Genomic DNA, 18479 nt, shown 5'->3' on the forward strand with positions numbered 1-18479 from the left:
CGTGCCGCCTTATGCCGAATTGATCGGCGATCCGGTCGCCCATTCCAAATCCCCGATCATCCATGGCTTCTGGCTCGGGAAGCAGGGTATGGCGGGCGAATATCGGCTGACCCGGGTTTCCCGCGGCGAGATACACGAGCATCTGCGGCTTCGCCGAACCGATCCGGATTGGCGGGGGTGCAACGTCACCGCACCGCTCAAGGAGGAAGCGCTCGGATTCGTCAGCGAGGTCGCTGCGGACTCGCGCGAGCTCGACGCTGTGAACTGCGTCGTTCCCCGATCCGGCCGTCTGGTCGGCTATAATACCGATTTTCACGGCATCGCCGAAGCGCTCGACGACACGGAACTGGCGGGGCAAGCGGCCTGCGTGATCGGCGCCGGGGGGGCAGCGCGGGCCGCGATCGGCTACCTCGTCAGCCGGCGGGTTGCAGCGATCCGGGTGCTGGCGCGAGATCCCGGCAAGGTTTCAACCATGCTCCGCCTGGCGAAGTCCCCCGGCAGCATCGAGATCCTGCCCTTCGACAGGGCGCCGTCGGCGATGCGCGGCGCGGCAGCGATCCTCAACGCGACTCCGCTCGGATCGAGCCATGGCAAGCCGTTGCCCGAACCGATGTTCGCAAGCCTTCAAGACGCCGCTCCGGGCGCCGCCTTGCTCGACATGGTCTACGATCCCGTCGAAACCGCCCTGCTCAGGACGGCGAGGCAGCTTGGCCTCAATGCCATCGACGGCCTGGTCATGCTGGTCGGGCAGGCGCGGGGCGCCTTCCGGCTGTTCTTCGAGGCGGAAGCACCGACGGAGCATGACTCGGAACTTCGGCACTTGTTGAACCGCTGAAGGCGCCTGTCGTCCGGCCGAAACCCCGCGAGGTCGCACGTGGCGCGGCAGCTGTTCCATTTTCGTTGCGCGTGTCCAGCGATGCCGCCCTTGCGCTTGGAGCCGGTCGTCGAGCAAATCGTTCCAAAAACGGCGTGATCGCCGCTCCGACTGCGAATGGATTTGACCGGAAGCGTCCGCATTGTCATTTTGGTCGCATGCAGCTGGCCCTGAACGCGCCTGAGCCGAATGCCGTCGCCCTGAGCGGCGCACCGGTCGCTGCCTATCACCCGTATTACGCCATCGCACGGGCGAAACCGGCTTAGCGCACCTTCAATTCAGGTTCGTGAAATCGGCCCCGCCCGGATCTCCTGGCGGGGTTCTTTTCGTTCGAATGAAAGGACTCGTCACCCATGTTCAAGGACAGTTTTGACCAGGCGGCCGCGGCCGAGCCGACGCCTCCCTCCGAGCGCCACGGCGCCGCCAGGGATCCCTCGCGACCGCCTCCCGGCGCGGCCGCCGACTGGACGGTGCCGCAGCGCTGGAACGACTTCACGCCGGAAGAACATGACGTCTGGGACCTTTTGTTCGCCCGTCAGCAGGAAGCGCTGGCCGGTCGGGTGGTCGCCGCGTTCGAAAGAGGGCTCGACATCCTGCGACTCTCGCGCCCCGGTATTCCGGAATTCGACGAGCTGAACGATCGCCTGTTCGGCCGAACGGGATGGACGGTCGTCGCCGTTCCCGGGCTGGTGCCGGACCATGTCTTTTTCGAACATCTGCGCAACCGGCGCTTCCCGGCCGGAAACTTCATCCGAAAGCGCTCGCAGCTCGACTATCTCGAAGAACCCGACGTGTTCCACGACGTGTTCGGCCATGTGCCGCTACTCGCCTTGCCGGAAATGGCAGATTTCATGCAGAAGCTGGGAGAGCTTGGCCACCAGGCGATCGATCGGGGCGAACTCGGCCGCATTTCCCGGCTCTACTGGTACACGGTCGAGTTCGGCCTCGCTCGGGAGAACGGCGCCCTGAAGATTTACGGTGCCGGCATCGTTTCGAGCTTCGGAGAGAGTCGCTATTCGCTGGAAAGCCCGACTCCCAAGCGGCGGGCCTTCGACCTGCGCCGGGTCCTTCGCACCCTCTATCGAACCGACTCGTTCCAGCCCTGCTACTTCGTCCTCGACAGCTTCGATCGCCTCTTGCGATTGACTGACGGCCTCGATCTCCTCGCGCTCGATGCCGAGCTTTCGGGCGAAGCGGACATCGATCCCGCGGCGGCCCAGGGATGAGCAATCGCACGCTGCGGCCACCCTCGTCAGCGGCGCGAGGCGCATTGCCGTCAAGACCGGCTCCGCGCTTCCGATCGATGGGACAGCGGCCGAGTGCGCCGTTTCTGGCTTCCGAAGCCTTGCCGGCGACCTCGCCCGCCTCCGGCCGAGGGCAAGCCGCTCATCATCATTTCCTCGGGCGCCGTGGTGCTGGTCCGCCCCCGCTGGGGGCTGTCGCGGCTCTCGCAGCTCGGCGTCAAACAGGCTGCCGCGGCCATCGCCAGGCTTGCTTCGTGAGAGCCTGGAACTCTTCGCTCGCCGAACATTCGCTTCAACCGGCGCAGCCCCTCCTGACCATCGAACAGACGGAGGCACGTCGGCGCTGGCTCGATGCTCGTGCCATTTCAGGCTGATCGCCTGCGGCGCCGTTCCGATCACCAACGAGAGTGGCAGCGTCGCCATCGAAGAGCTGCGCTACGGCGACAATCACCCGCTCTTCGACCTGGATGAGCTCTGTCCCGCAGGCCCGCCTGCAACGGCGGCACTCGTTTCCTGCTCTTCGTCAGCGAAACTTTGGCCGACTGCGCAAAAATTAACTCATGCGCGGCGCTTGACGCCTGCCCCATCTTCACCATAGTTCAGGGCACCATGCAGCGGAACGAACGCTTTTTGCAGGAAAAATCCGGTCGCGCCCTTTTCGGCGCCGGTCCGTCGGTCTCGATTCCGGCCTCTTGGTGGCGCTGGCATGCCTTCAAAGCCTTCGGCGTGCCACGCTGGCGATGGTCTAGCTAGTCCAAGTACGGACGCCCATCCGCACCAGTCATTGGCCCGCCTCAGGCGGGCTTTTTTAATGCCGATCTTCGACCAGGAACCACGCCCATGATCATCGTTCTCAAGCCGGATGCGCCGGCCGAAACCGCCGAGGAATTGCTCGAGCGCATTGCCGGCATAGGCCTCAAACCCCTCCACATGCCCGGCGCGGAGCGGGTCGTGCTCGGTGCGCTCGGCGACGAGCGCGTGCTTGCCGAGCTTCGTCTCGAAAGCCACCCCATGGTGGAATCGGTGAAGCCGATCCTCTCGCCCTACAAGCTCGTCAGCCGAGAGCTTCAGCCGCATGATAGCGTCGTCAGATTCGGTAGCCTGCCGATCGGCGGCCGCGGCTTCGCGGTGATCGCCGGGCCCTGCGCGCTCGAAAGTGAGGAGCAGCTCCGCAATACCGGGCTCTTGATCCGGGGCGCCGGGGCTCGGGCGCTCCGAGCCGGAGCCTTCAAGCCGCGGACCAGCCCCTACGGGTTCCAGGGCCATGGCGGCGACGGGCTGAAGATCCTTCGCGAGGTCGCCGACGAGCTGGGACTGCCCGTCGTTACCGAGGTGATGGACAGCGCCGACGTCGACCTTGTCGCCGAACATGCCGACGCGCTCCAGATCGGGGCGCGCAACATGCAGAACTTCGCTTTGCTGCGGGCGGTCGGCCGGTCGGGAAAGCCGGTGCTTCTGAAGCGCGGAATGTCGGCGCGGATCGAGGAATGGCTGCTGGCGGCCGAATATTTGCTCGCCGAGGGCAACGACCAGGTCGTGCTCTGCGAGCGGGGGATCCGCACCTTCGAAACCGCTACCCGCAATACGCTCGATCTCAACGCGATACCCTATATCAAACAGAAGGCTCACCTGCCCGTGATCGTCGATCCTTCGCACGGTACGGGCATCCGCGATCTCGTCATCCCGATGGCTCTGGCCGCCGCGGCCTGCGGCGCGGACGGCCTGATGGTGGAGGTGCACGAGGATCCCGCCGCGGCCCTGTCTGACGGTCCCCAGTCCCTCTACCCTCAGCAGTTTTCCGAACTGATGCGCGCGCTCGAGCCGGTCGTCCGGGCGGTCGGAAGGCCGCTGGCATGATCGCTCGGTATCCGGCCACCGGAGAGGCGGTGGCGCTCTGCCGCCAGCTCAGCGGCAGGCCCGATCCGCTCGCTCTCTATGCCGCTCTCAGCAGGAATGGCACGCGACCCGACACGCTCCTGTTCGAGCAGACCGGCGGGCCGACGATGCTGCTCGATCAGGCGGCGGTGAGGGTGGAGTGCCGAGGTCGCGAGGTCAGCCTCACCGCCCTGTCGCCGACAGGCCGGAACCTGCTGGCGATGATCGCGGAACGGATGGTCGACCGACTGGCAGGGATCGAGGCCGAGCGGATCCGGCTCCGATTCCCCAGGGTCGAGGGGAACGATCCCGAGGAGCGGCTGGCAGCCCCCTCGCCCTTCGACGTGCTGCGCGAACTCACGATCGGCCTTGGCCGGACTGGCCTCGACGATCCGTTCGGCGTGCTGGGTATCGGGGTCATCGCCTATGATCACGTCGATCTGTTGGAGCAATTGCCGCCCGCGAAGCAGGATCCACTCCGCTTCCCCGATTTCCTTTTCTGGATCGCGGAATCCCTGGTGCTGTTCGAGGACGGCGGCCGTCCGCGCGCGATCTGCACGGCCTTCGGCGGGCCCCAGCAAGACGACGGCCGCAAGGCCTCATACAGTGCGTCGGCGCGACTCGCCGAGCTGGTCGAGCGCTGCGGGCGCGTTGCCCCCTTCGTGGAGCAGCCGCCGGAGCCGACCCGTGCCCAGGTCGATCTGGACGATGCAGCCTATTCCGACCTGGTTGCGCGGATGAAAGCGCATGTTGCGGCAGGCGAGGTCTATCAAATCGTCCCCTCGCGCACCTTTCGGGCAGACTGCCCTGATCCGCTTCAGGCCTATGCCGCGCTCCGGCGGCTCGATCGAAGCGCCTACGGCTATTTCGTGTCGGCGGAATCCCATCAGCTGTTTGGTGCCTCGCCGGAAACGTCGGTCCGGGTGACGAACGAGCGCGGCCGATACGCCGAAGTTCGGCCGATTGCGGGCACTCGCCCCCGCGGCGCCACGGCCGATGAGGACGATCGGCTCGAAGGGGAACTTCGACTCGACGCCAAGGAGACGGCCGAGCACATGATGCTTGTCGATCTCGCCCGGAACGACGTCGCCCGGATCAGCAAGACAGGGACCCGCCGGGTCACCCGTCTGATGGACATTGAGCGCCACGCGCGGGTGATGCACCTAGTTTCGAGAGTCAGGGGAGAATTGAAAGACGCTCTCGACGGCTTTGACGCTCTTAAAGCCTGCCTCAACGTCGGCACTCTGACCGGCGCACCGAAAATCCGCGCCATGGCGCTGCTGCGTGAGGCGGAACGCACGAAGCGCGGGCCCTATGGCGGCGCAATCGGTTGGATTAGCGGCAGCGGCGAGGTCGATACGGCGGTGATCATCCGATCGGCGGTCGTGAAGGACGGAACCGCTTACGTTCGCGCCGGGGCGGGAATCGTCCAGGATTCCGATCCCGCCGCCGAGACTCGTGAGACTCGGATCAAGGCGGCGGCAGTACTGGCCGCGCTGGGCGCCGAGCCGTGACCGACCCGCTCGCCATCATCGACGCACTCGCGCGAGTCCTCTCCGGGAAGCAGTTGGCATGAAACCCGTGCTGATGATCGATAATCTCGACAGCTTCACCTTCAACCTGGTGGAAGCCTTTGAACGACTCGGGAGCGCCGTCCGGGTCGTCCGAAACACCATCACCGCCGCAGAGGCGCTCGCCGTCGCCGAAGCGGCCGGCTCGCTGATCGTGCTTTCGCCGGGGCCCGGGCGACCGGCCGATGCCGGCTGCTGCCTGGAACTTGCCGAGATCGCCGCCGGCCGGGTGCCGCTGCTCGGCATCTGCCTGGGCCACCAGGTGATCGTCGAGCAAGCCGGAGGCGAAGTCTGCCGGGCGCCCGCTCCGGTTCACGGCAAGGCGAGCCTGCTTCGGCACGACGGCGAGGGGCCCTTCGCCGGGCTTGAAAATCCGCTCCGTGTCGGGCGCTATCATTCGCTCGGGACGATGCGGCTCCCGCCGCGCTTCCGGGTCCACGCCGAAGCGGACGGCATGGCGATGGCGATCAGCGACGAAAGCGCCAGGCAGATCGGTCTCCAGTTCCATCCTGAGTCGATCCTCACCCGCGAAGGCGACCGCCTTCTGGCGAACATTCTGGCGGGATAGCGACAAACGTGCGCGAACCTGCGCCGGGTTTCGATGGACCAGCTGCACTGGACGACGGCGCGCGAAGCGAGCGCATCGATGAGCAACAGCTTCAGCGAAGCCAGGGCCGTCCATGGTCGAACAGGCGAGCCTTACCGAACCCTTCGGGGCCGCTGCAACGCGATTCGGCGGCACGCCCGCATCCTCACCATGCTCGGCATCGGTGAGATGACCCCTCGCGCGCGGCGGTCCAATGGCTCTCGTGGTGGTCTGAAATCCTATCTTTCAAGCTTCCGCTGAAGAAGGCCGCGCCGGCCCGTGAGCTGCCCCATCACCAAGAACCGAGCACCTACGCGATCCAGGTCAGCCCACCCGGGAGCAGCGAAAGAGCTCGCACCTCCGCTTTGCGCAAAAACTCCTCCGATTGCGGAGGCCCTCTTGCGCTTGCTCCAGCGCGTGAATAGAAGCCCCGAAGCTTCGCGGCCAGTCCGTGAGGCGAAAGCATCAAGAGTGGGCCCTCGCGCCCACGCCAACCTGCCCGACCCGGGCAAGGTGGCAGTCCTGAAAGGGACGATGCGGCCGATCCGGCAACCAAGCGGGTCCTTCGGCAGCAACGTCCTGGCCTTTGGAGGTGGGAATGAAGCTGTTGAGGGAAGCATTGCCGGACGAACCGCAGCCGCCGCCGGCGCTTCCTGTCGACTTCGAGCTTCCCCTGCCCTTCGACCTGCAGCGTTTTGGGAGCTTTGCTCGGGCGAGCCTGTGCGGCCCTCCCGACGCGCCCCTTCTGGTCCTGCTCGGCGGGATCTCGGCGAACCGATATCCCTGCTTTGGACCGGACAACGGACCGGGCTGGTGGCTTGGCCTCGCCGGGCCAGGATGGGCCGCTGATCCCGACCGATTCCGGATATTGGGTCTCGACTTCATTGCCGACGAGTCGGGCCGGATCGCTCCGGAGCCGGCCGATCAGGCCCGAACCCTCGGCCTCGCCCTCGACCGGATCGGAGTCGACCGAGCCCACGCCGTGATTGGCGCCTCCTATGGTGGAATGATCGCCCTCGCCCTTGGCGAACGATTCCCCGAACGCGCCGGGAAGCTGGTCGTCATTTCCGCCGACGCCCGCCCCCATCCCGCGTCGACCGCACTTCGCGAGCTCCAGCGCCGAATCGTTTCGCTCGGACTCGACAGCGGTCGGGCAAGAGAGGCACTGAGCATCGCTCGCGGATTGGGGATGCTGAGCTATCGCACACCCGACGAGTTTTCGGCGAGATTTGCGGGCGGAATGGAAAGCGAGGATCCGCTCGCCTGTACCCAACCCGGCGCCTATCTGCGCGCGCGGGGCGATGCCTTTCTCGAAGTCATGTCTCCGCAGCGCTTCCTCAGCCTATCCGGTTCGATCGATCGGCACCGAGTAAGTGCGGAGCAGATCAGCTTGCCGACAATGCTGATCGGCGCCGAATCCGACCAGCTCGTGCCGCCATCGCAAATGCGCGAACTGGCCGGTCGGCTCGCCGGCCCGACCGAGCTTCACCTGCTTCCCTGCCTTCATGGACACGACATGTTCCTGAAGGACGCGAACCGGCTGTCGGAGCTGATTGACCCCTTTCTGAGGACCGAAGCATGAGCAAACTACGTCAGCCGGCAACGATTGCCGCCGCCTCGAAATGCGACCTCGATCCGCTGAGGAGCGTCGCTCCGCCCCTGTGGACGTCCGACACCTATGGATGGGCGGACGCCGAGAAGAAGCCGGATTATGATTATTCGCGCACGGCCAATCCGAACCGCGATCTTCTCGGCAAGGCGCTTTCGCAACTCGAGGGCGCGGCCGGCGGAGTCATCACCAATTCCGGCCAGGCCGCAAGTCTGCTTGCACTGCTTCTCGTTCCGGCTGGTGGTGTCGTGATTGCACCTCACGATTGCTACGGAGGCACCTACCGCTTGCTTCAGGGCTTTGCCGACAAAGGCAAGCTGCGAGTCGAGTTCGTCGACCAGCGCGACGACGCAGCTTTCGCTGCCGCGCTGAGGACGGCACCCAGACTCGTCTGGCTGGAAACGCCGAGCAATCCGCTGCTCAGGATCGTCGACATCGCCGACCGGGCGAAGAGCGCCAAGGAGGCGGGAGCGCTCGTCGTCGCCGACAACACGCTGCCGACCCCCTGCCGGCAACGTCCGCTCGACCTTGGCTGCGACCTCGTCACACATTCGACCAGCAAAGCCCTCAACGGCCATTCCGACCTGATCGGCGGAGCGCTTCTGGCAAAGGACCCCGCCCTCGTCGAGGAACTCTCATGGTGGGGGAACGCCGCTGGCCTCACCGGCTCCGCCTTCGACGCGGCCCAGACGCTGAGGGGACTTCGAACGCTGCCGCTCCGGCTGGATCGCCAGGAGCAGACCGCGATCGCCATCGCGGAATGGCTCTCCGGCCACGAGCAGGTTCAGCAGGTCTTCTTCCCGGGACTGACCTCCTCTCCGGATCACCTTCTCGCTACCCGACAGCAGAGCGGACCGGGCTTCGTGCTCAGCTTCAGGTTGAAGGGCGGTCAAGCCGCCGCGCTTGAGTTCGTAAAGGCGCTAGAGATGATCACTCTCGCCGCGTCGCTCGGAAGCTTTTCCACCTTGGTCTGCTTGCCAGCAACGATGACCCACCGCGGTATGCCGCGCGAAGCGCAGGTAAAGGCGGGGATCACGGGAGATCTGCTGCGCCTGTCGATCGGTCTCGAGGATCATCGAGACATCATCGCCGACCTGGAACGCGGCTTCGCCCGCGTTGTGGTTGCAACGACTCGAGCAGATATTTCTGATGATCAGCGTATCGCGGCGGCTCGAACGTCTTGAAGGGAGTGGCAAGACGTGAATGGATCGCTTGATCGGACAGATCTGAAGATCCTGGCGCTCCTGCAGGAGAATGCCACGATCACCGTCGCGGAAATCTCTTCGCAGGTTCACCTCTCGCAGACGCCATGCTGGCGCCGGATCCAGAAGATGGAACTAGCAGGCATCATCCAGAAGCGGGTGGCGCTGCTCGATGCCAATGCGATTGGTTTCGGACTGTCGGTCTTCGTCGAGATTCATGCCGAGGATCATTCGGCTGATTGGCTCCGGCGCTTCAACGAGGCGATCGTGGAGCTCCCCGAGATCATGGAAGTGCACCGCATGGCAGGGGAAATCGACTATCTCCTGCGGGTCGCGGTCGGCGGCATGGAAGACTATGACGACTTCTATCGCCGGCTGATCGAGAAGGTGCCGCTGAAGAACGTCACATCGCGCTTCTCGATGGAGCAGGTAAAGTCGACAACCGCCTATCCGATCGGGCTGGCCGACCTGAAACTGAATGGCGGTTAGGCGTTGCCCGACGCTAATGACGCCGAGGCGGCACCGAGGATCATCGAAGGCTCGGCCGATACTAGGGCCGGGTTGGCGAACGGATTCGGAGCGGACACTCAAACCCGGTTCTGCGCCGTCAGGCGGCAATTGGATTGGGCGCCAGTCCCTCAATGATCAAGCGATTGACGGCGATCAGGTCGTCGATCGATTCACGCCCGGCGACCACGGCACTGGTGAAGCGATCCACCCACAGCGAAAGGGAGATGATGCCCGCCCGCAGCGAGTCCGGGAGACCGTTGCCCGCGCTGCCGCAAGCGGCGGCGAAGGTCGCCCACATTTCCCGGTTGCGATGGAGCGTCGGAACCAAAGCAGCACCCGTAAGGCCGCTGTCGCGAGCCGCGATCATCTCTCCGGTAATCTCGCCGACGAGGCGGTACTCGGTGGCGCGCGGGCTTTCGGCAATGGTCCTCACGCGCTGGTAGGCGGCAACCGACATCGATCAAGGCTCCTGGCTTTTCTCCCATTCTAGACAATTTCTCGACGCGGCGGGCCAGCTGGTGACAGACGCGGTCCCCCACCGCTCTCGGGCGATCGCCCGCGCCAGGCCTCACGACCGACGGTCTGGCGGGCAGCTGCAGCACCGAAGGCGCGGAAATCTCCACCTTTTTCCCGGCCGATCCCGCCCCGGCCAGGGCTGCCCAACCTCGGCGAAAGTCGAGCGGAAAACTTTGCCGGTCGCGCCGCCTGAACCGAACTTCTTCCTATAACTGAAATGTCCCGACGGTCGGGCTGCCGGAACTCTCATGATCAACGCTATCGGATTCATCGTCATATTCGGCTGCGTCTTCGGCAGCTTCATCCTCGCCGGCGGCAAGATGGACATCGTTCTCCATGCGCTGCCGCACGAGATGATGGCGATCGCCGGCGCTGCGCTCGGTGCCTTCATCGTCGGCAACTCGCTGCCGACGGTCAAGAAGGCCGGCCGCGGAGTCGTTCGGGCATTCAAGGGTGCGCGTTGGAAGGATGAAGATCATCGTGATCTTCTGACCCTGCTGTTCGCCCTGCTCGCGACTTTCAAGAAGGGCGGAGCGACCGCCATCGAAAAGCATCTCGACGATCCAGCGGAAAGCTCGATCTTCACGCGTTATCCGCGCCTCCTCGCCGACCATCATCTGGTGGAGTTCGTCTGCGACTATCTCCGGATGATGACCGTCAACTTCGAGGATCCGCACCAGCTCGCCGAAGCCATGGAAGCGGATATCGACCGTCACCATCACGAGGAGCTGGCGCCTCAGCATGCTCTGCAGACGATGGCCGACGGCCTGCCTGCGATCGGAATCGTCGCGGCCGTGCTCGGCGTGATCAAGACGATGGGCTCGATCGATCAACCGACCGAAATCCTCGGCGCGATGATCGGCGGAGCGCTGGTCGGCACCTTTCTCGGCGTTCTCCTCTCCTACTGCGTCGTGGGACCGATCGCGAGCAAGCTTCTGGCCGTCGTCGAAAGCGAATCCAGCCCCTTCCACATCGCGAAGACGGCCATCGTTGCCTACGCGCAGGGCGTGCCGACCCAAGTGGCGGTCGAGATCGCACGGCGGATGACCCCTTCCCTGCACGCCCCGACTTTCCAGCAACTCGAGATCGCACTCGATGAGGTCAAGAATGAACTCAACACAATCCCCGTCTGACGCCGCCCTGTCGGACGATCATCTGGTCACTCTGCCGGCTCAGGCCGGAACCGTCACGGCGGAAGATCTTCGTGTGGGCCTCGTCCTCGCCGGCGATCTCAATGACGCCGTGCGGATCGACGCTTCGCAGGTCGAGAGCATTGGCCAGGCCGTTCTCCAGCTGCTGGTCGCAGCCCGGGCAGAAGCGGACCGAAACTCCCTTCCCTTCGAGATCGTCAGCCCCAGTCCCGCCTTCGTCGATCGGGTGAGCCGCTGCGCCCTCGCCGACATGTTCGGACTTCAGACTGAAAAGGATCAGTGAAACCGTGAGCAAGCTCATCCTCACCGTCGACGATTCACCGAGCATGCGAATGCTTCTGAAGACGTCGCTCACCGCCCAGGGCTTCAAGATCGAAAGCGCCAATGACGGCGTTCACGGGCTGGAGCGGATGCAGGAAGTCCAGCCGGACCTTCTGATCACCGACATCAACATGCCCAACATGGACGGGTTCGGACTGATCGAGGCCGTTCGGACCCTGCCACAGTTTCGCGGAACCCCGATCCTCGTCCTTTCGACGGAATTCTCCGACGACAAGAAGGCGCGCGCCCGATCGGCTGGCGCGACCGGCTGGATCACCAAGCCATTCGACCCGGCAAAGCTGGGAGCGGCGATCCGCCGGGTGTGCCCGTGAGCGACGAACTCGACGAAATCCAGGCGATCTTCTTCGAAGAGTGCGTCGAGGGCCTCACCACGGCCGAGGCGGGCTTGTCGGAGATGGCAGCCGGTGATGCTTCGGCCGAAGTCATCGCCGCCGTGTTCCGGGCCGTCCATTCGATCAAGGGAGGCTCGGGCGCTTTCGGTCACTCCGCCCTGCTCGCCTTCTCGCACCGGTTCGAGAATGTCCTCGACGAGGTTCGGGCCGGGATCATCCCGCCGACCCCAGAAGTCGTCAAGGTCATGCTCACCGCCTTCGACATATTGTCCGACCATGTCGCCGCGGCGCGCGAGCAGAGCGCTCCACCGGCCGACGACGCGGTTCTCGCCGCGCTCGAAGACCTGCTGGCCAGCAAGGGAGCAAGCGGGCCCGGATCGGCCGCGGTCGCGGAGGAAGTGGAGATCGCATCGACACCGGTAGCGATCGAGGCCGACGAGTTCGGCTTCGTTCCGGTCGTTGCCACCGTGGAGGAGCTGGATCCTTTCGGATTCGAGCCCGTTGCCATTTCGCTCGAAGAGGTGGTGGAGCTCCAACCGGCCGACTGGACGGTCCGCTTCGGCCCGTCGCGCGACGCGCTCGCCAATGGCGGCGAACCGATACTCGTTATCCGCGAACTCGAGCGACTCGGCGGGCAGGTCGGGTCGGTCGACATGTCCACGCTGCCGGACCTGCGCGATCTCGATCCGGAGAACAGCTATTTCGTTTGGACGCTGACGGTTCCGGGCTCGGTTTCCGAAGCCGATATCACCGAATGCTTCGACTTCGTCGCACCGGATTCCTTGATCGAGATCGTGCGGTGCGCCTCGCCATCGATCGCCGAAGACGCAGCCGATGGCGTCGTGCCCGAACCCGAAGCTTGCGCGACTGAACCGGCCGAAGCCGCTTCGACCGTGACCGCAGCAGCTCTGCTGGAGACGGAGCCCGCCAGATCGGCCGCCCCCGCTGCGGAGCGGCCCGAGCGCTCGGCCGACCAACCGGTCCAGACAATCCGGGTCGACCTCAGCAAGCTCGACCAGCTGTTGAACCTGGTGGGCGAGCTGGTGATCCGAGGCTCCATCCTGGCAGACCGGCTCTCGCCGGCCGATCAGGAGCGGGTCGAGCTGCCCCAGCTTTCACGCCTGACGCGCCAGATTCAGGACAGCGTGATGTCGCTGCGCGCTCAGCCGATCAAGCAGGCCTTCTCTCGAGTCCCGCGGATGCTTCGGGATCTGTCAGCAGAGACCGGCAAGCAGGTGGTGCTCGACGTGGTGGGCGAGACAACCGAGGTCGACAAGAGCGTCATCGAGAAGATCGGGGACCCCCTCACCCACATGATCCGCAATGCCGTCGACCACGGCATCGAGTCGCCCGAAGAACGGATCGCCAAGGGCAAGCCCCCGGAGGGGATGGTGCACCTTTCGGCCGAACAGAAGGGCGCGCGCATCCTGGTTCGTGTTCGCGACGATGGACGCGGCATCGATCGTGCACGAGTCAAGGCAAAGGCCATCGAACGCGGCATCATCCCCGCCGACGCTCAGCTTTCGGACGAGGAGATCGACCAGCTCATTTGCGCGCCGGGCTTCTCGACCGCGGAAACCATCTCCAACATTTCCGGCCGCGGAGTCGGGATGGACGTCGTCCGGTCGAACGTGGAGGCTTTGGGAGGCCGGGTCGAAATCAGTTCGGTTCCAAACGAAGGCACGGCCTTTACGATGATCCTTCCGCTGACGCTCGCCATCCTCGATGGCATGGTCATCCGACTGGCTGGGCAACGCTACGTTCTGCCGCTGGCAAGCGTGGTGGAGTCGGTCCGCCCCGAACCCGGCCAGGTGCAGCGGACCACTCCTACCAGCGAAGTCATCGAGCTTCGTGGCTCCTATCTGCCCGTCCGGCGGCTGACCGACTTCTTCGGCCTTGGGCGAGGAATCGAGCGCAAGCCCGAGGATTCGCTGGTCATCGTTGTCGAAAGCGACACGGCCGGCCTCCTCGGTCTGATGGTCGATACCATCGACGATCGGCGAGAAGTGGTGCTCAAGAGCCTCGACCAAAATCTTCATCCGATCCGCGGTCTGGGCGGTGCCACCATCCTCGGCGACGGTTCGATCGCCCTGATCCTCGACATCGAGGCGATCGTGGCCGCCCCTTCCTCAACCTCCAAGCACAACCTCAAAGGACTGGCAGCATGAGCTCCACCGAAAGCGCTGAACGCAAGATCGTCACCTTTTCTTTGGGTGACAGGACGTTCGGAATCGACATGCGGACTCTGATCGAGATTCGCGAATGGGAAGCGCCGACTCCGCTCCCGAAGGTACCAGCCTATATCAAGGGCGTCGCCAATCTTCGCGGCACGGTGATCCCGATCGTCGGCCTCGCGGAAAGGCTTGGCTGGGAGCCGAGCGTGCCCCATGCGCGCTCCTGTATTCTCGTCGTCAGCATGGGCGAGAAGCAGGCGGGCTTCCTCGTCGACGAGGTCGCCGACATCGTCCTCATCAAGGACAGCGAGATTCAGCCCGCGCCTGACCTCGAGGTTGACGAGCCGGGCATGATCGCCGGTCTCGTTCGGGTTGGAGGCCGCGATCAGGCGGGTGAAGCCGGCGAAGGTGGGGCAATGGTGCTTCTGCTCGACCTCGACTCCCTCAACGTCATCCGCCAGATGGAACTGGCAGCGTGAACCACGCCGCCGCCCTTCCCTCTGCCGCTGGTCCCGGTGAGATCGACCTCGGCAACGCCGAGTTCGAGGCGATCGCGGCGATCATGCAGCGCGAGGCGCGGATTCATCTCAGCGATGCGAAGCGGACCCTCGTTCACTCGCGGCTGAGCCGCCGCCTTCGCGAGCAACGCCTGGCCACCTTTCGCGACTATGTCGCATTGGTGCAGAGCGACGCGGAGGAACGGGGCGCGATGGTCGTAGCGTTGACCACGAACCACACCCATTTCTTCCGTGAAGCACATCATTTCGACCATTTCCGCGAAACTCTCCTTCCGGCGCTTAAGAAGCGAGCCGCTTCTCAGCCCGTGCGGATCTGGTCGGCGGGCTGCTCGAGCGGCGAAGAGCCCTACACCATTGCCATGTGTCTGCTCGGCCACGACCGCAGCGCAGCGGGCTGGCTTCGCTCGGCGGACGTTAAGATCCTGGCGACCGACATCTCTACGCCGATGGTCGACGCGACTCGGCGGGCCACTTATGAGGCCAGCGCTACGGAATCGATCCCCGAACCGTATCGCAGCGCATGGCTGAAGCCCGCGGGGCAGCGCGTTGAGATCGCCCCCGAGGCCCGGGCCCTCGTCACGGCTCGCCCGCTCAATTTGTTCGAGCCGTGGCCGATGCGCCAGCGCTATGATGCGATCTTCTGCCGCAACGTCATGATCTATTTCGATGACTCGGCGAAAGCCGAGCTTGAACTCAGGCTCGCGGAACAGCTCGCGCCCGACGGTTTCCTCTACATCGGTCATTCGGAGCGACTGATCGGTCCCGCCGCTCAACGGCTCAGCCTGTGTGGCCAGACCGTCTACGCCCATTCCAGGGGCAACCACTGATGACTGCCGACCGAGTCAGAGTCCTGGTCGTGGACGACAGCGCCAGCATGCGCGCTGCGCTGAACCGAATCCTCTCGGCCGACCCCGACATCGAGGTGGTTGGTCTCGCTCCCGAGCCGCATGCCGCGCGAGCGATGATCAAGGAACTCAATCCCGACGTCGTTACCCTGGACGTCGAGATGCCCGGAATGGACGGGCTGTCGTTCCTCGAAAAGATCATGCGCCTGCGACCGATGCCGGTGGTCATGTGCTCGACGCTGACGGCGCGCGGCACGGAAGTCACGATTGAAGCGCTCCGATTGGGCGCGGTAGACTTCATTGCCAAGCCGGCGGGCAACCCACTCGACGTGGCAAGAGACGCCGAACAGCTGCGGGCGAAGGTCAAGGCCGCCGCACGCAGCAAGGTGCGTCATCAGCCGGCGTCGAGCCGGACGGCGATCGCCGATTCGGTGGTCGCCGGGCTGCGGGATGTCGTGATCGCGATCGGCTCCTCGACGGGTGGAGTCGAAGCGCACTTCTCTCTGATCGCTTCGCTGCCACGCGACTGCCCCCCGATCCTGATCGTGCAGCATATGCCGGCCGGGTTCACTGCGGGCTTTGCCGGCCGGCTCAACGCCGAGAGCGCAGTTACCGTCGTCGAAGCGGCGGACGGAGCGCCGGTCGAGCGTGGAACCGTCTATATTGCACCTGGGGGCGAACGGCACATGGAATTGAGTCCGCTCCAGCGGCGAATCAAACTGACCGCCGCCAGCCCGGTCGGCGGTCATCGTCCCTCGGTCGATGTGCTGTTCCAATCCATGGTTCGTCTCGGAACAGGGGCTGTCGGCGTCATCCTTACGGGGATGGGTGCGGATGGAGCCGAGGGACTTCTTGCGATGCGTCGGGCCGGCGCCCGTACCCTCGCCCAGAACGCCGAGAGCTGCGTCGTCTATGGAATGCCGAGAGCGGCCTTCGAGCTTGGCGCCGTCGAGCGCCAGTTGAGTCTTTCTGCAATGCCCGAGGCGATCCTCGCGGCTTGTCGTTCGTGAGTTTGAGGGAAGCCTGATGCCAGCTGCATCCGCAATCAAGGTTATGGTGGTCGACGACCAGGCCAGCATGCGCGCGATGATCCGCCGCGCGCTGCAGGACTTCGGATTCAAGGACGTGCGCGACAAGGCGAGTGGAGTCGAGGCGCTGACAGCCGTTCGGGCGGACCGGGTCCATCTGATCATTTCCGACTTCAACATGCCCGAAATGGATGGGCTTCAGCTTCTCGAGCAGGTCCGCGGCGACCCCGTTATCGGCAAGACCGTCTTCATCATGCTGACCGGATCGTCCGATCGCGAAATCGTCCAAAAGGCGGCTGCGCTGGGGGTCAACAATTATCTGGTGAAGCCGTTCGCGCCGGCGGTGCTGAAGGAAAAGATCGAGCGCGTTTTCGGTCAGCTGACCTGAGCCGCCGCGATGAAGCGAATCTCCATAGTTCAGGGCGAACAAGCCGTGGTTTCGGAGCCGGATGTGGTGGTCTCCACCGTTCTTGGATCGTGCATCGCCGTCTGTCTGCAGGACCCGGTCGCCCGGATCGGCGGGATGAACCACTTTCTGCTCGGCGAACCTTCGCCGGATCGACCGGTGCCGGAAAGCCAACTCGTTCGTTACGGTCTTCACGCCATGGAGTTGCTCATCAACGAAATGATGAAGCGTGGCGCCTCTCGCGATCGGCTTCGCGCGCACCTCTACGGCGGTGCCACGATGATCAGCGGCCTCGGGTCAATCGGTCGCGAGAATTCCGCTTTCGCTCGCCGCTTCGTCGAAACCGAAGGCATTCCTGTCGGCCATGTCGATCTTGGTGGGGAACATGCCCGGCGGGTCGAATTCCTTCCCTATGACGGCCGCTCCCGCTCGCGGCAGGTCGCTCACGCACCGCCCGTGGCGTTGCCGCGGCCTGTGCCCCGTCAGCTACTCGGCGATCTCGAGCTCTTCTGATGCCTTTGCTCACTCCTGAAGCGGACGACCCGATCATGACCCAGATCGACCACCTGACCATTGCTCTCTGCGCGGCGATCGCGGACGAAATCCGCGACGTTCGCGGCCTCATCGAGTCGCTCGCCGAGTTGCTCGCTGCGGACGAGTATCTGGCCACCAACTACACCGAACAACTGCAGACCTTCGACATGCTCGTCCAGCGGGCTCAGGAAAGCGCCGATCTCCTCGATCGAGTCGCCGCCGGAACATGCTCACTCGACTCGATCGAAAAGGTTCGACTCAATCTGGTGCAGGACCGTCTGCGGGCGGCGTTGAGGGCCGCCTGACATGGCGACCAAGCCAGCCGGGGCCAACCAGAGGCCGATCATCGTCCGCAAGAAGCGGGTGGCGGCGGCCGGGCACCATGGCGGCCATTGGAAAGTCGCCTATGCCGACTTCGTGACGGCGATGATGGCCTTTTTCATGCTGCTCTGGCTGATCTCCGAGGCGCCTCAAGACCGACTCAAGGGACTGGCGGAGCATTTCACGCCGACACCGCCTTCCCCCGCCAGTTCCACTGGTACCGGCGAATTGGCGGGCGCAGGCGGCCGGACTCGCCGCGCTCAGTCGGACAGTCCGACGGCCACGGGCCAGCCGAATGCCGAGGCGGCTACCGCGGGAAGCGCCCGTGGTGGAACGGCCAGCATCCCGGACGCGTCGATGCGCGTTCTTGCGCAGGAGCTGAGGATCGTCCTCGACGCCATTCCGCAGGAAGCGTCTCGCGAAAGCGTCCGGGTCGCCCCCTCGCGTGAGGGGGTCAGGGTCAACCTGATGGATACGGCGAACCGCTCCATGTTCCGGCCGGGCACCGCAGAGCTCAACCCCTATGCCCGGGCGATCCTGGCTGACCTCGCTCGCAAGATCGCCCGCTCAGGGGTTCAGATCGCCGTCGAGGGTCATACCGACGGGGTCGGCGGGCAGTCCGATTCGAACTGGCGTCTTTCGGGCGAACGCGCGCTTGCCGCACGCTCGGCTCTGATCGCGTCCGGTCTGCCGCAGGACCGCTTCACGGAGGTGGTCGCGCTTGGCTCGTCCCGCCTCGTCTATCCCGACCAGCCCGACCGTCCGGAGAACCGGCGGATCACGCTCGTACTGCTCGCTGAGCCTTCGGCTCTTCCGAACGACGTCAGCTTCAGGTTCTGAC

At 64.8% G+C, this 18479-nt stretch carries 20 protein-coding genes and 1 riboswitch; of the genes, 19 read left to right on the forward strand and 1 reads right to left on the reverse strand.

The genetic code is table 11. From position 1 onward, the window contains the following. Position 1 precedes the first annotated feature (1 nt). The 8 genes from ACRYLT_RS17125 to ACRYLT_RS17160 all read left to right on the forward strand — a co-directional run bounded on the left by ACRYLT_RS17125 (position 2) and on the right by ACRYLT_RS17160 (position 9450). A complete protein-coding gene (locus tag ACRYLT_RS17125; protein WP_482665290.1) occupies positions 2–835 on the forward strand; it encodes a shikimate dehydrogenase family protein in 834 nt (277 codons plus the stop codon). Positions 836–1227: 392 nt separating this feature from the next. Beyond that, a complete protein-coding gene (gene phhA / locus ACRYLT_RS17130; protein WP_482665291.1) occupies positions 1228–2100 on the forward strand; it encodes a phenylalanine 4-monooxygenase in 873 nt (290 codons plus the stop codon). 858 nt (positions 2101–2958) lie between these two features. Next, positions 2959–3975: a 3-deoxy-7-phosphoheptulonate synthase gene (gene aroF, locus ACRYLT_RS17135; protein WP_482665292.1), complete on the forward strand. Its 1017-nt coding sequence runs from the start codon at positions 2959–2961 to the stop codon at positions 3973–3975. Then, positions 3972–5507 (forward strand): anthranilate synthase component 1, encoded by a 1536-nt coding sequence (locus ACRYLT_RS17140; RefSeq protein ID WP_482665293.1) that lies wholly within the window; start codon positions 3972–3974, stop codon positions 5505–5507. Before aroF ends, ACRYLT_RS17140 begins: the two co-directional genes overlap by 4 nt. Before the next feature lie 58 nt (positions 5508–5565). Beyond that, a complete protein-coding gene (locus ACRYLT_RS17145; protein ID WP_482665294.1) occupies positions 5566–6132 on the forward strand; it encodes an anthranilate synthase component II in 567 nt (188 codons plus the stop codon). Between the two features lie 475 nt (positions 6133–6607). Further along, positions 6608–6716, forward strand: a riboswitch (SAM-I-IV-variant riboswitch). Between the two features lie 32 nt (positions 6717–6748). Next, positions 6749–7732: an alpha/beta fold hydrolase gene (locus ACRYLT_RS17150; protein ID WP_482665295.1), complete on the forward strand. Its 984-nt coding sequence runs from the start codon at positions 6749–6751 to the stop codon at positions 7730–7732. After that, a complete protein-coding gene (locus ACRYLT_RS17155; protein WP_482665296.1) occupies positions 7729–8943 on the forward strand; it encodes a PLP-dependent transferase in 1215 nt (404 codons plus the stop codon). Before ACRYLT_RS17150 ends, ACRYLT_RS17155 begins: the two co-directional genes overlap by 4 nt. 15 nt (positions 8944–8958) lie before the next feature. Beyond that, positions 8959–9450 (forward strand): Lrp/AsnC family transcriptional regulator, encoded by a 492-nt coding sequence (locus ACRYLT_RS17160; protein ID WP_482665297.1) that lies wholly within the window; start codon positions 8959–8961, stop codon positions 9448–9450. A 118-nt stretch (positions 9451–9568) separates the two neighbouring features. On the opposite strand, the gene ACRYLT_RS17165 is transcribed toward ACRYLT_RS17160, so the two are convergent. Continuing rightward, complete coding sequence (locus tag ACRYLT_RS17165; protein ID WP_482665298.1) at positions 9569–9928, reverse strand: flagellar biosynthesis regulator FlaF; 360 nt, start codon at positions 9926–9928, stop codon at positions 9569–9571. Between the two features lie 307 nt (positions 9929–10235). Between ACRYLT_RS17165 and motA the strand changes: the two genes are divergently transcribed. Genes motA through ACRYLT_RS17220 form a run of 11 tightly spaced genes read left to right on the forward strand, consistent with a single transcriptional unit; the run spans position 10236 to position 18478 of the window. Next, complete coding sequence (gene motA / locus ACRYLT_RS17170; protein ID WP_482665299.1) at positions 10236–11120, forward strand: flagellar motor stator protein MotA; 885 nt, start codon at positions 10236–10238, stop codon at positions 11118–11120. After that, positions 11095–11421: an STAS domain-containing protein gene (locus ACRYLT_RS17175; RefSeq protein ID WP_482665300.1), complete on the forward strand. Its 327-nt coding sequence runs from the start codon at positions 11095–11097 to the stop codon at positions 11419–11421. Before motA ends, ACRYLT_RS17175 begins: the two co-directional genes overlap by 26 nt. A gap of 4 nt (positions 11422–11425) precedes the next feature. Next, entirely contained in the window at positions 11426–11791 is a 366-nt protein-coding gene (locus tag ACRYLT_RS17180; protein ID WP_482665301.1) for a response regulator, read from the forward strand. Beyond that, entirely contained in the window at positions 11788–13980 is a 2193-nt protein-coding gene (locus ACRYLT_RS17185) for a chemotaxis protein CheA (protein WP_482665302.1), read from the forward strand. Before ACRYLT_RS17180 ends, ACRYLT_RS17185 begins: the two co-directional genes overlap by 4 nt. Then, a complete protein-coding gene (locus ACRYLT_RS17190) occupies positions 13977–14465 on the forward strand; it encodes a chemotaxis protein CheW (RefSeq protein WP_482665303.1) in 489 nt (162 codons plus the stop codon). Before ACRYLT_RS17185 ends, ACRYLT_RS17190 begins: the two co-directional genes overlap by 4 nt. Further along, positions 14462–15331, forward strand: a complete 870-nt coding sequence (locus tag ACRYLT_RS17195; protein WP_482665304.1) for a CheR family methyltransferase — start codon at positions 14462–14464, stop codon at positions 15329–15331. Before ACRYLT_RS17190 ends, ACRYLT_RS17195 begins: the two co-directional genes overlap by 4 nt. Further along, on the forward strand, positions 15331–16359 hold the full coding sequence (locus tag ACRYLT_RS17200) for a protein-glutamate methylesterase/protein-glutamine glutaminase (protein ID WP_482665305.1): 1029 nt from the start codon (positions 15331–15333) through the stop codon (positions 16357–16359). The genes ACRYLT_RS17195 and ACRYLT_RS17200 overlap by 1 nt, the downstream gene beginning before the upstream one ends. 16 nt (positions 16360–16375) lie before the next feature. Next, positions 16376–16765 carry a response regulator gene (locus ACRYLT_RS17205; RefSeq protein WP_482665306.1) on the forward strand — a complete coding sequence of 130 codons (390 nt, stop codon included), beginning with the start codon at positions 16376–16378 and terminating at the stop codon, positions 16763–16765. 9 nt (positions 16766–16774) lie between these two features. After that, positions 16775–17296 (forward strand): chemotaxis protein CheD, encoded by a 522-nt coding sequence (locus tag ACRYLT_RS17210; RefSeq protein ID WP_482665307.1) that lies wholly within the window; start codon positions 16775–16777, stop codon positions 17294–17296. Beyond that, positions 17296–17622 carry a hypothetical protein gene (locus ACRYLT_RS17215; RefSeq protein ID WP_482665308.1) on the forward strand — a complete coding sequence of 109 codons (327 nt, stop codon included), beginning with the start codon at positions 17296–17298 and terminating at the stop codon, positions 17620–17622. Before ACRYLT_RS17210 ends, ACRYLT_RS17215 begins: the two co-directional genes overlap by 1 nt. 1 nt (position 17623) lies before the next feature. After that, a complete protein-coding gene (locus ACRYLT_RS17220; protein ID WP_482665309.1) occupies positions 17624–18478 on the forward strand; it encodes a flagellar motor protein MotB in 855 nt (284 codons plus the stop codon). Position 18479: the final 1 nt, after the last annotated feature.

This window comes from Sphingosinicella sp. SM1-17, from assembly GCF_056821765.1.

Excerpts from the sequence above, each read along its gene's own strand:
- phhA (WP_482665291.1), top strand. The coding sequence starts at position 1,228 with ATGTTCAAGGACAGTTTTGACCAGGCGGCCGCGGCCGAGCCGACGCCT.
- aroF (WP_482665292.1), top strand. The coding sequence starts at position 2,959 with ATGATCATCGTTCTCAAGCCGGATGCGCCGGCCGAAACCGCCGAGGAA.
- ACRYLT_RS17140 (WP_482665293.1), top strand. The coding sequence starts at position 3,972 with ATGATCGCTCGGTATCCGGCCACCGGAGAGGCGGTGGCGCTCTGCCGC.
- ACRYLT_RS17145 (WP_482665294.1), top strand. The coding sequence starts at position 5,566 with ATGAAACCCGTGCTGATGATCGATAATCTCGACAGCTTCACCTTCAAC.
- ACRYLT_RS17150 (WP_482665295.1), top strand. The coding sequence starts at position 6,749 with ATGAAGCTGTTGAGGGAAGCATTGCCGGACGAACCGCAGCCGCCGCCG.
- ACRYLT_RS17155 (WP_482665296.1), top strand. The coding sequence starts at position 7,729 with ATGAGCAAACTACGTCAGCCGGCAACGATTGCCGCCGCCTCGAAATGC.
- ACRYLT_RS17165 (WP_482665298.1), bottom strand. The coding sequence starts at position 9,928 with ATGTCGGTTGCCGCCTACCAGCGCGTGAGGACCATTGCCGAAAGCCCG.
- motA (WP_482665299.1), top strand. The coding sequence starts at position 10,236 with ATGATCAACGCTATCGGATTCATCGTCATATTCGGCTGCGTCTTCGGC.
- ACRYLT_RS17175 (WP_482665300.1), top strand. The coding sequence starts at position 11,095 with ATGAACTCAACACAATCCCCGTCTGACGCCGCCCTGTCGGACGATCAT.
- ACRYLT_RS17190 (WP_482665303.1), top strand. The coding sequence starts at position 13,977 with ATGAGCTCCACCGAAAGCGCTGAACGCAAGATCGTCACCTTTTCTTTG.
- ACRYLT_RS17200 (WP_482665305.1), top strand. The coding sequence starts at position 15,331 with ATGACTGCCGACCGAGTCAGAGTCCTGGTCGTGGACGACAGCGCCAGC.
- ACRYLT_RS17205 (WP_482665306.1), top strand. The coding sequence starts at position 16,376 with ATGCCAGCTGCATCCGCAATCAAGGTTATGGTGGTCGACGACCAGGCC.
- ACRYLT_RS17210 (WP_482665307.1), top strand. The coding sequence starts at position 16,775 with ATGAAGCGAATCTCCATAGTTCAGGGCGAACAAGCCGTGGTTTCGGAG.
- ACRYLT_RS17215 (WP_482665308.1), top strand. The coding sequence starts at position 17,296 with ATGCCTTTGCTCACTCCTGAAGCGGACGACCCGATCATGACCCAGATC.
- ACRYLT_RS17220 (WP_482665309.1), top strand. The coding sequence starts at position 17,624 with ATGGCGACCAAGCCAGCCGGGGCCAACCAGAGGCCGATCATCGTCCGC.